Raw genomic sequence first — 10,303 nt, 5'->3', positions numbered from 1 at the left:
TGGCCCGCTTCCCTGCGGCGCACGCTCACCTGGGACCAGGGCCGAGAGCTCTACCACCACGAGGAAATAGAGGACTTGACCGGCTTCCGGATCTACTTCTGCGATCCCCACGCACCCTGGCAGCGCGGCACCAACGAAAACACGAACGGGCTGCTGCGCGAGTATTTCCCCAAGGGCACCAGCCTCGCCCACTACACCCTCCGCGACCTCACGCAAGTCGAACGGGAACTCAACGAGCGTCCCCGCCGCGTCCTCGGAGACCGCACCCCGGCCGAGGCCATGAGACGCTGGTCGAGAAAGCTCGCTTACCGCTGATTCGCAACGATCAGTGGAAACCGCCCACGGTCGAGCGGCCGGTTCTGCCATTCGGCCATTCCGTCCATGACCTTGTCGGTGATGGTGGAGATGGTCTGCTTGGACACCTCCGCGCCGTAGACCTCGGCGAGATGAGCGGAGATCTCCCCTTGGGTGAGTCCCTTCGCAGACAAGGAGAGCACCATCTCGTCGACGCCGGTCAGACGCCGCTGCCGCTTCTTGACGATCTGCGGCTCGAAGCTGCCGGCCGTATCGCGCGGCACCCTCACCTCCACCGGGCCGACATCGGTCAGCACGGTCTTCGCCCGGGTCCCGTTGCGGCTGTTGCCGTTGTTCTTCCCGGCCGGATCGTGCTTCTCATAGCCGACGTGGTCGGTGATCTCGCCCTCCAGGGCAGACTCGAGCACCCGCTTGGTGAGCTGTTGCAACAGCCCTCCCTCGCCGGTCAGTTGCAGCCCCTCGTTGCGGGCACGGTCAACCAGCATCACAACGAGCTGCTCGTCCGACACTGCGCTCGACGGTGCCTGAACCACCTGCTCGGCCTGCTCATTCTCCACGGCGGTCTCCGTCATCAGACGCATCTCCTTGATCATCAGATCCGCCGTTGATTAGACACTCCCTTTTCTGACCGGTGGTTCCGATTTTGGTGAGGTAGTCGGCGAGGGAGTTGAGGATCTCGTCGGCTGTTTTGGTCCAGGTGAAGGCCCGCGGGTTCTCGTTCCAGGTGTCGATCCATGCGGTGATGTCGTCCTCCAGTGCTTTCACGGAGGTGTGGACGCCGCGACGGATGAGCTTGTCGGTGAGCAGGCCGAACCACCGCTCGACCTGGTTCATCCAGGAGGATCCGGTAGGGGTGAAGTGGACGTGGAAGCGGGGGTGTTTCCCGAGCCACGTCCTGATCTCGGCAGTGTTGTGGGTGCCGTAGTTGTCACAGACGAGGTGCACCTCGAGTCCGGCGGGCACCGCTTTGTCGATCCGGGTCAGGAACTTCTTGAACTCGATCGCCCGGTGGCGGCGGTGCAGTGCCGATATGACGGTGCCGTCGGCGATGTTGAAGGCGGCGAACAGGCTGGTGATGCCGTGCCTCAGGTAGTCGTGGGTGCGGCGTTCGGGCATGCCCGGCATCATCGGCAGCACCGGCTGCGAGCGGTCCAGCGCCTGGATCTGACTCTTCTCGTCCACGCAGAGCACGACCGCCTTTTCGGGCGGGTGGTGGTACAGGCCAACGACGTCGACGACCTTGGCGACGAACTGCGGATCGGTAGACAGTTTGAAGGAGTCCTGCAGGTGGGGCTTGAGAGGTGCTCTGGACATACTTGTTCAACCGGTATGGGTCACCACGGCATCGATAAGCTCGGGCCAGAGTTCACGCGGGCGATCGTGGCCCATGTCGGGGACCAGCAGGAGTTCGGCGCCGGTCACCAGCTCCGCGGTGCGTTTCCCGCCGCTGGGGTCGATCAGCGTGTCATCCAGGCCGTGGATCACCAGCGTCGGCACCCGCAGCTCACGCAGTGCATCCGCACGTGAACCGCTGAGGATTATCGCGCCGAGCTGCCGCCCGATCCCCTCGGGGTAGTAGGCGCGGTCGTAGCCCGCGGCGGCCAGCTCACGCAGCGCCGAGGCATCGCCGTATCGCTTGGAAGCCCACACCAGTTCCCGCTCCGCCGCCGCAACATATCCCTCGCGGTCCGCGGGCTTGGGACTGAACAGCACCGCCTGGGCCTCCGGGCTGGGCTGGCCGTATTCGCTCTCGCCGGTCGAGGACATCATCGACGTCAAGGTCAGCACCCGCTCCGGGCAGGAGAGGGCCATCACCTGGGCGAGCATCCCTCCCATCGAGGCACCGACCACGTGGGCGCGTTCGATACCGAGCGCGGTGAGCAGGCCGAGGCCGTCACCCGCCATGTCGAGAAGCCGATAGGGAACCATGGCGAGGGCTGCGGGAATGTCTCCAGAGCTGACGGTGGCGAACTTGCCTATGTCCACAGGATGATCGTCGAACTTGGTGGACAGCCCGCAGTCCCGGTTGTCGTACCGGATCACGTAACGGCCGCGGTCTGCCAGCGCTCGGCAAAAGTCCTCGTGCCAGGCGAGCATCTGCGCGCCGAAACCCATCACCAGCAGAATTGGTGGGTCTCCAGGGTCGCCGAAACTCTCGTACGCGATGGACACCTCAGGGGACACGTCAACGATCGACATGCACGGAGAGTGTCATAGTCATCCACGGAGCACAACCAGAATATCGCCCGGTGACCTGCACATACCTTCGGGTCTGACGAATCGCGGTCAACTCTCCGGCTCTGTCATCTTGAGTCCTCATCCCAGGTTGGCGAGTCAGCTACGCGCCTGAGGTCAGAGCCGGTCAGCTCGTACGGCTCGCCAAGAGGGTACGAAGTAGCCCCTTTTTGCACCATCGCGCGAATGGTGAAGCGTTCGAGGAAAGAGCGCAAGGAGTGCCACCTGCGAAACGAGTGACTTATGGATGAGGCTGCATTCAGGGTCAGCTCCCGGTGAAGCGTCCTTGATTTCCAAATGGCTGACTTCCTTATCCACGAGCAATTCAAAGAAGCGCAGCAGTTCATATCCTTCGTCGGCCTGAGGACGGCCGGTGAACAGCTCCGTCTTGGATTCACCGAACAGCACCAGGGCTCTACCGCTCAGAATTCCTGCGATTTCCCGGGTGTTGGTCGGCTCGATTCCCATGGCGCCCCCAGAAAGGTGCTCTGCTGCTGCCCAAGACCCATCGTCCAGTCGGGTCGAGAAGTAGAGTTCTTCTGCGAATCGGGCGTCTTTGCGCCGGTGAAAGAGGAGGACGGAGCCGAGGCCGTCGCGTATGCATATGTCGGCTACAGCAGCCTCGGTCGTGCTGTCGAGGCGGGTGGGCACGGCGTGCGATGCGGCAGCGCCCGCCGTGTGCCCGGCGGTCAGAGCTGCGTGGGCGAGTTCTGCCAGATTCTTAGGCATCCTGGTCCTTGCGCGAAAGCGCAGGCGTCACGTGCGGCTCTCATCAATGATGTACTGAAGCGTGGTCGGGTAGGAAGTCTCAGGCAGCCATTCCATCTTGGAACGGTCACTCGAGAACATACCCTCGGGGTGTGGTTGTTCACGATGTGGCTGTCATCAATAGTCGGACAACCGTTGCTGTTGTGAACGAGGACCGGAGTCTGCCCCGCCAGCACATAGTACTTGTCCCCGTCCGCGACCGGAAGATCGGCGCCTCAAGCCGCAACTACCGGTTCTCGGCAAATGTGCAGGTCATCATCGATACCGACACCAGGCTGGTCGTGGCCACCGCCCGCCCGGCCCCGGGCAACCGGGCCGACGCCCAGGTCTGGCGGAACTCCAGCCTTGCCCAGCACTGCGACGGCGTCACGGTGCTGGGCGACGGTGCCTACATCAACACCGGCCTGGTCGTCCCCGCACCGAAAACGGCCCGGCCGCCCACTCCTCGCGGGTGAGGAGGAAGACAACGCCGAGCATCGTCGGATCCGTGCCCGCGTCGAGCACGCCTTTGCCCGGATGAAGAACTACAAAATACTCCGCGACTGCCGGCAGCGCGGCGACGGCCTCCACCATGCCGTCCACTCTCCGACCGTAACTCAACGGCTGCGGCAACAATCCGGTGGTCCTGCCCGACACGGGCGAAATCCTCTCGTCAGGCAACTTTCACACCCCCGCCCTGGGCCTCGCCTTTCGACACCCTCGCGCTCGCCCTGACGCAGACCGCAGCGCTCTCCGCTGAGCGCATGCGTCGGCTCCTGGACCCAGGCGTCAGCGGGCTGCCCGCGAATCTGTCCCCGTACGGCCCGGAGCCTTCGCACCGCTGGCCAAGACCGCCCAGGCACTCGTCGCCGACATCCGCATGCCGTCCGTACCCTTTTCACAGACACCCGCCACGGAGCAGCCGCCGTCGAGGACGACTCGACCAATGGGGCACTCGGGGCGCGCCGGCTGATGACGATCCTCGTCCGACTGGGCCAAGTCCTCGCCGTGGAAGCGTTGGTGGCCGCTCAAGCCGTCGACCTGGCCGGGCCTGCCGCCCTGGGACGGGGCCCCAGCTCCTGCACCGCGCGATCCGTAACGTGATACCCAGCCTGAGCGACGACCGCTCCTGCGGAGCGGACGTGGAGACAGTGCTCTGCGACGTGCTGTCCTCCGACGACGTCCGGGGCAGCATCTTGCACGCCGTGGCGACAGTCCTTCGGCCGTGACGAGACAAAGGCCGCAACGCGCAGACACCCCGAGTGCGAACTACTCCTCTCGATCAACGGTGCCGGTCATGTCACGAGGCCGGGGGGGGATGAAATTCGTGGCCGGACCGAGACGTGGATCCTGGCGCACATGGCCGCTCGGCCTCCGCGGCCGGCCGCGTCGGCCGTGCTCAGGTCGAGATGGACCCGGTTTTCGACCCGCTTGCCCTCCGGCACCAATGGAAGGAAGACGCGAGACAAGCTGCCAGCCCGGCAGCGTGCGATTTCGACGAGGTCGACACCCGGGTGAGAGCCGCGCCGTCGCCGATGTCCTGGATCGCCCTCATCGCGCCCGGCTGTGCGGACTTCAGCACGGCGTCCAGGACCTCGGCCGGTTCGTGCGCACGGCACCCCTGCTCGCGGGTTCGGGAAACCGATCGGCCGAACAGGCGTTGACTTCGGCCGCAAATGCAGCGGTCAGTAGCTTACTTGCGTCGTCGGCTGCGTGCACCGGTCTGCTCGATGACCGTCATTCGATCACTCATGAAGGTGTGCCCGGGTCACGCACGACCGCCCACCGTTGTGTACCAACTCGTCAGGACACCTGCACCTCGTAGAAGCAGAGATGCTCCTTGATCTCGGCCACTTCCGGTTTCGGGTCGAGGTACGCCCAGGCCAGGTCGGCCCCATCCGGCAGCGACCAGTATGAAGCGTCGCCTTTGAAGGGACAGTTGGTGCGGGTGTCGGACGGAGCCAGAAGGTCGAGGCGTACGTCCTGGAACGGGATGTAGTACGCGTCGGGACAACCCGTCTCGCGCAGCACCAACGCCTCGTCGCTCTCCGCCAGCACTGTGCCGTCTCGCACCGCACGCACATGCCGATCGCTCGGCTCGACGGTGATGCGGTGTCCCCTGCGCTTGGGAAGTCCATCGGTCACGGTTGCCTCCTTGGTAGTTGATCCTCATCCAGACAGCACCGTGGGACACCACACACTTCCTGCAAGTGCGAAAGCACACGGCCGCCCCCATGAACATCTACGTTCTCTCCTAAAACTCATACGGAAACCGGCCACTCACAGAGGTCCCTCCACTGGCGACAGACGTCACGAGCCATTCACCAACGCACAGGCAGGCTTCGCACTCCGCGCATCAGCACACCCGGGAGCCACTCCCGCGGCGGGCCATCGAGGGCGAGATCCGGGGCACGCTCCAGGAGGGATCGGAGCGCGATGCGCGCTTCCAGACGGGCCAGGGGCGCGCCGAGGCAATGGTGGATGCCATGGCCGAAGGCAACGTGACCGCGGGTGTCCCGCCTGATGTCGAAGCGTTCAGGGGCGGAGAAGCGGTCCCCGTCGCGGTCGGCGGCCGCCAGTCCGACCAGTACCCACTCACCCTTCGCGATCGGCACTCCGGCGATCTCCAAAGGCTCGGCGGCGAACCGGTACGTCGCGGTCTCCACCGGGCCCTCGTACCTGAGCGCCTCCTCGACGGTGCCGTGGAGGAGGGTCATGTCGGCGCGCAGGGCAGTCAGCTGATCAGGGTGGGTGAGCAGGGCGTGGACGGCGTTGGTGATGAGATTGACCGTCGTCTCGTGTCCGGCGACCAGCAGGACGTAGGCCATCCCGCGCAGTTCGTCCGGAGAGAGCCGATCGCCGTCTTCCGCCGTGGTGCGGATCAGGTCGCTCAGCAGATCGGTGCCGGGCCCGCCGCGCTGCTTATCCTCGATGAGGCGATCCAGGTAGTCGGCGAGCCGTACAAAGGCGTCTCGCATGCTATCGAGGTCGGCCGGCAACACTGCGTCATTGGAAATCTTGCGGAACTCGGTGCGGTCCAGCTCGGGGACGCCGAGCAGCTCGCAGATCACCGTGATCGGCAGTGGGTAGGCGAAAGACTCGATCAGATCGGCGCGGCCCTGCGGCAGCATCGCGTCGAGGAGTTCGTCGGTGATCTGCTGAATCCGAGGCTGCAGTTCCTCGACGCGGCGGGGCGTGAACGCGCGCGTGATCAGGCTGCGCAGCCGGGTGTGCTGCGGTGGGTCCGCGGCCAGCAGATGTTTGCCGATCAACTCCTCGTCAAAGGCTGTGAACCCGTTCTTGCTGTCGTCCTTGGCGAGTCGTGGGTCGGCGAGCGCCGCGCGCGCCTCCTCGTACCCCACGATCAACCAGACCTCCGGGCGAGGATCCGGCTCCGGCAGCCGCACTCGGTGCACCGGGCCGCGTGCTCGCAGTTGCGCGTACACGGGATGCGGGTCCCTTCGGAGCTCTTCGCCGAACTCTCCCAGGTCAACGATGTCCGTCACGTCATACCTCTTTCATGTGGTGGTCCGATGCGGCTCGACACTCGCACCGAGCGGCCTTCGGCATCGCGGCTCCGCCAGGCCGCTTCGTGGATCAGGTAAGGGCAGGGCTCAGCAGCACGACGCATGTGCTGCACGGCGTCGGCCTCAGGTTGCGTAGTGAAATGCGGTGCTGCACTTGAGACAGCCCGGGCCGGCTGCTCCATCGACTTGTCGAGTGCGGTCAGTTGCACTCGCGGCACGCAGGTGCGGAGACCCACGGCTTGAGCCGTCGACAGGTAGCCGCTCGCAGGTTCCACCGCGACGTTGCCGAACCGCTCCGGGGTGGAGAGGGATTCATGCGCGGTGCCGCCACTCCCTGCCGTCAAGGAGGTGGCTGCCGCACAGCAATGAGAGCCCTCGGTTCGGCCTGACCGCCCTCAACTCCGTCGGTCTGAAGCGAAAGGCGTGCGATTCACGGCCAGATGAATTGGAAGGCATACGGCGAACCACATCCGTTCAGCAAGACTGATCGTTCTGCCGCAGGTGACGCTAGCCAATGTTCCCCATATTGTAAAGACAGAACGTTCTACCACTCTCTCCTGCCTGCCTCACACACAACGACTCCTGCAACGGCCAGCACTATCGGCATAACCGCACGCGCACGCTCTGCGCCAACTCAGAAGACGGCCGGGCCGCCCGATGCGGGCCGGCCCCGGTACGTGGTGCGGTGGCATCAGACGAGGTCGAAGCGGTCCAGGTTCGAGACCTTGACCCACGCGTCGACGAAGTCCTTCACGAACTCCTCCTTGGCGTCGTCGCTCGCGTAGACCTCGGCGAGCGCGCGCAGCTCGGAGTTGGAGCCGAAGACCAGGTCGGCACGGGTGCCGGTCCACTTCAGCTTGCCGGTCTCCGCGTCCCGGCCCTCGAACGCCGTCTGGTCCTCCGAGGTGGACTTCCACGTCGTGCCCAGGTCGAGCAGGTTGACGAAGAAGTCGTTGGTCAGGACGCCCAGACGGTCGGTGAAGACGCCGTGCGCCGTGCCGCCCTGGTTGGCGCCGAGGACCCGCAGACCACCGACGAGGACGGTCATCTCGGGGGCGCTCAGGGTGAGCAGGTTCGCCTTGTCGAGCAGCAGGTACTCGGCCGGCAGACGGTTCCCCTTGCCCAGGTAGTTGCGGAAGCCGTCCGCGACCGGCTCCAGCGCGGCGAAGGACTCGACGTCGGTGTGCTCCTCGGTCGCGTCCACGCGGCCCGGCGTGAAGGGCACCTCCACGGCGTCCTGCGTCTCCACAGCGCCATCTCCAACGCATCCAACGGCAGTTCGGTCCGCATGTGGTTCGCGACCTGCCAGCCGACGATTATCCGCGAATACACGTCCAGCAGGAACGCCACATAGGCCCAGCCCGTCCAGGTGCGGACATAGGTCATGTCGGCCACCCAGAGCTGGTCGGGCCGGCTCGCGGTGCAGTCGCGGTCGACCAGGTCCGGCGGCCTGGGTGCCGACGGCTCCGGCACCGTGGTACGGCGCCGCCGGCCACGGATGACGCCTTCCAGACCCAGCTCGACCATCAGCCGCTCGACGGTACAGCGTGCCACGTCGATGCCCTTGCGCCGCAGCGCGCAGGTCGGCGCCGTATCGGCCGTAGTCGTGCGGACGGCTGTTGCGCCGCAGCTCCCGGCTGACCGTCGATGGAGCCCGCCCGAGCAGGTCGGCTATCTCCCGGATCGGCAGGCCACGTTCACGCAACGCGGCGATCCTGCGGCGTTCCAATAGCAACAGATACCGGCACAACCGGGAGGACTCCGGAGGTCACGTCCGCAGGAGTGGTGTATTGACGGCCACTCGGTGATCTCGTCTTTGAGGCTATGCGGTGAGTTCGGTGGGCAGGGCGGTCTCGTCGGTTTCTGACTCGATCGGGTGGAGGTGGGCCTTGGCGAGGAGCTCGATGCCCATGTAGCGGCGGGCTTCGGTCCATTCGTCGTTCTGCTCGGCCAGGACTGCTCCGACCAGGCGGATCAGGGCAGCACGGTCGGGGAAGATGCCGACCACGTCGGTGCGACGGCGGATTTCCTTGTTCAGCCGCTCCTGGGGGTTGTTGGACCAGATCTGCCGCCAGATCTCACGCGGAAACCCGGTGAAGGCGAGCAGGTCGTGCTGGGCGACGTCCAAGTGGGCTGCGGCTTTGGGGAACTTGGCCTCCAACGCATCCAGGACGTGCCGCATCTGGGCCTGGACAGCCGTCGTGTCGGGCTGTTCGAAGACGGTCCGCAGCAGCGTGGCCACCCAGGGCTGGGCCGATTTCGGAACCTGGCTCAGCAGATTTCGGGCGATGGGGGTGCCCCCGCGGCCGTTCAGGCCGTGGGGGAGCGTGCGGCATCGCTGCCACGAAGCGCCGGGCAGGACCGCGCCGATCGCGTTCACCAGGCCGGTGTGGGCGTCGGAGACGACCAGCTGGACGCCGGACAGGCCGCGGGCGGTCAGGGAGCGCAGGAAGGCGAGCCAGCCGGCGCCGTCCTCGGCGGTGGCGACGTCGATGCCGAGAATCTCGCGGTGCCCGTCGGCGTTGACGCCGACCGCGATCAGGGCATGGACGTTGATGATGCGGCCGCCCTCACGGACCTTCTGGGTCAGTGCGTCCCCCCAGACGAAGGCGTAAAACCCTTGGTCCAGGGGCCGGTTGCGGAACGCGGCCACCTGCTCGTCGAGGTGTTTGGCCATCGCCGAGACCTGGGACTTCGACAGCTGAGTGACGCCGAGGGACTCGGCGAGCTTCTCGACTCTGCGCGTACTGACGCCGAGCAGGTAGGCGGTCGCGACCACCGAGATGAGGGCCTGTTCGGCCCGGCGGCGCCGCTCCAGGAGCCAGTGCGGGAAGTAGCTGCCCTGCCTCAGCTTGGGGACGGCGAGTTCGACGGTCCCGGCGCGGGTGTCCCACTCGCGTGGGCGATATCCGTTGCGGTGGTTGACGCGTTCGTCGCTGACCTGCCCGTATTCGGCGTTGCAGAGCGCGTCGGCCTCCGCGGACATGAGTGCGTCGGCGAACGTCTTGACCATCGCGCGCAGCAGATCCGGACTCGCCGCGGCGAGGTTGTCTTCCGTGAGGGCATGCAGGGGCAGACTGTCTGGTGCGGTCATCGTGCTGATCTCCTTCGAGGCTTCGACACTTCGAAGATCAGCCGGTGGCCGTTCATCTATGCGGGCACCATCCCGATGCCGGAGCAAACCCCCGGATCAGGTCGAACCCGTACACCACCTCCATGGACGCAACCCTCGGGGCTACGGAGTTTCGGGGTGGTCCAGCCGAGGGTCTGCTTCGCGAAGCGGAAGGTGTGCTCCAAGTCGAAGCGGCGGAGAAATGCCTGCCATAAGCGGTCCACATCGTCTGGAGTGACGCCGGTCTTGGAGGACCATAACCACACCGGTGGGGCGTCCCGGTCTGTCGACAGATGCTCGACCTTCAACCGGATCAGCGTGCCCTCAACCAGGGGAAGTTCGCCGTCGTGGTCGAGCCATGAGGAGC

The 10,303-nt window shown here is 65.7% G+C and carries 8 protein-coding genes and 7 pseudogenes; 4 read left to right on the top strand and 11 right to left on the bottom strand.

Annotated elements, in window-relative coordinates; translation table 11 throughout:
• Positions 1 to 315 (top strand): IS30 family transposase (locus H293_RS0148140; protein ID WP_020124902.1); only part of this gene is annotated, 315 nt, incomplete at its 5' end.
• On the opposite strand, the gene H293_RS52355 is transcribed toward H293_RS0148140, so the two are convergent.
• From H293_RS52355 to H293_RS56855, 4 genes and pseudogenes are all read right to left on the bottom strand, one after another.
• Complete coding sequence (locus H293_RS52355) at positions 306 to 800, bottom strand: transposase (RefSeq protein WP_397896552.1); 495 nt, start codon at positions 798 to 800, stop codon at positions 306 to 308. The genes H293_RS0148140 and H293_RS52355 overlap by 10 nt on opposite strands.
• 145 nt (positions 801 to 945) lie before the next feature.
• Positions 946 to 1,614 (bottom strand): annotated as a pseudogene (locus H293_RS52350) (IS630 family transposase); the annotation flags it as partial.
• Between the two features lie 21 nt (positions 1,615 to 1,635).
• Positions 1,636 to 2,514 (bottom strand): alpha/beta fold hydrolase, encoded by an 879-nt coding sequence (locus tag H293_RS0148125; protein WP_028808861.1) that lies wholly within the window; start codon positions 2,512 to 2,514, stop codon positions 1,636 to 1,638.
• A 153-nt stretch (positions 2,515 to 2,667) separates the two neighbouring features.
• Positions 2,668 to 3,279, bottom strand: coding sequence for a hypothetical protein (locus H293_RS56855; RefSeq protein ID WP_259294748.1), 612 nt, complete (start codon positions 3,277 to 3,279; stop codon positions 2,668 to 2,670).
• A gap of 221 nt (positions 3,280 to 3,500) precedes the next feature.
• On the opposite strand from H293_RS56855, the pseudogene H293_RS53585 reads away from it, so the two are divergent.
• From H293_RS53585 to H293_RS61950, 3 genes and pseudogenes are all read left to right on the top strand, one after another.
• Positions 3,501 to 3,903, top strand: a pseudogene (locus H293_RS53585) (transposase family protein); the annotation flags it as partial.
• Positions 3,861 to 4,055 (top strand): annotated as a pseudogene (locus tag H293_RS61955) (hypothetical protein); the annotation flags it as partial. The pseudogenes H293_RS53585 and H293_RS61955, both read left to right, overlap by 43 nt.
• Positions 4,054 to 4,401 (top strand): aromatic amino acid lyase, encoded by a 348-nt coding sequence (locus tag H293_RS61950; RefSeq protein ID WP_397896550.1) that lies wholly within the window; start codon positions 4,054 to 4,056, stop codon positions 4,399 to 4,401. The pseudogene H293_RS61955 and the gene H293_RS61950, both read left to right, overlap by 2 nt.
• A gap of 699 nt (positions 4,402 to 5,100) precedes the next feature.
• On the opposite strand, the gene H293_RS0148115 is transcribed toward H293_RS61950, so the two are convergent.
• The 7 genes and pseudogenes from H293_RS0148115 to H293_RS59690 all read right to left on the bottom strand — a co-directional run.
• Positions 5,101 to 5,442: a DUF427 domain-containing protein gene (locus H293_RS0148115; RefSeq protein WP_020124898.1), complete on the bottom strand. Its 342-nt coding sequence runs from the start codon at positions 5,440 to 5,442 to the stop codon at positions 5,101 to 5,103.
• 176 nt (positions 5,443 to 5,618) lie between these two features.
• Entirely contained in the window at positions 5,619 to 6,803 is a 1,185-nt protein-coding gene (locus H293_RS0148110; RefSeq protein WP_020124897.1) for a cytochrome P450 family protein, read from the bottom strand.
• A 712-nt stretch (positions 6,804 to 7,515) separates the two neighbouring features.
• A pseudogene (locus tag H293_RS61230) lies at positions 7,516 to 8,085 on the bottom strand (peroxidase family protein); the annotation flags it as partial.
• Positions 8,058 to 8,402, bottom strand: a pseudogene (locus tag H293_RS61225) (DDE-type integrase/transposase/recombinase); the annotation flags it as partial. The pseudogenes H293_RS61230 and H293_RS61225, both read right to left, overlap by 28 nt.
• A gap of 52 nt (positions 8,403 to 8,454) precedes the next feature.
• Positions 8,455 to 8,559 (bottom strand): annotated as a pseudogene (locus tag H293_RS61220) (helix-turn-helix domain-containing protein); the annotation flags it as partial.
• Positions 8,560 to 8,646: 87 nt separating this feature from the next.
• Positions 8,647 to 9,918 (bottom strand): IS256 family transposase, encoded by a 1,272-nt coding sequence (locus H293_RS0148100; RefSeq protein WP_020124895.1) that lies wholly within the window; start codon positions 9,916 to 9,918, stop codon positions 8,647 to 8,649.
• A gap of 134 nt (positions 9,919 to 10,052) precedes the next feature.
• Positions 10,053 to 10,303, bottom strand: a pseudogene (locus tag H293_RS59690) (NF041680 family putative transposase); the annotation flags it as partial.

The sequence above is a fragment of the Streptomyces canus 299MFChir4.1 genome (assembly GCF_000383615.1).
Classification (GTDB): domain Bacteria; phylum Actinomycetota; class Actinomycetes; order Streptomycetales; family Streptomycetaceae; genus Streptomyces; species Streptomyces canus_C.
Note: the sequence above shows the minus strand (reverse complement) of the source record. Positions and strands in the feature narration are given on the sequence as shown.

Coding starts and splice junctions, on each gene's coding strand:
- H293_RS52355 (WP_397896552.1), bottom strand. CDS start 800: ATGCTGGTTGACCGTGCCCGCAACGAGGGGCTGCAACTGACCGGCGAG.
- H293_RS0148125 (WP_028808861.1), bottom strand. CDS start 2,514: ATGTCGATCGTTGACGTGTCCCCTGAGGTGTCCATCGCGTACGAGAGT.
- H293_RS56855 (WP_259294748.1), bottom strand. CDS start 3,279: ATGCCTAAGAATCTGGCAGAACTCGCCCACGCAGCTCTGACCGCCGGG.
- H293_RS0148100 (WP_020124895.1), bottom strand. CDS start 9,918: ATGACCGCACCAGACAGTCTGCCCCTGCATGCCCTCACGGAAGACAAC.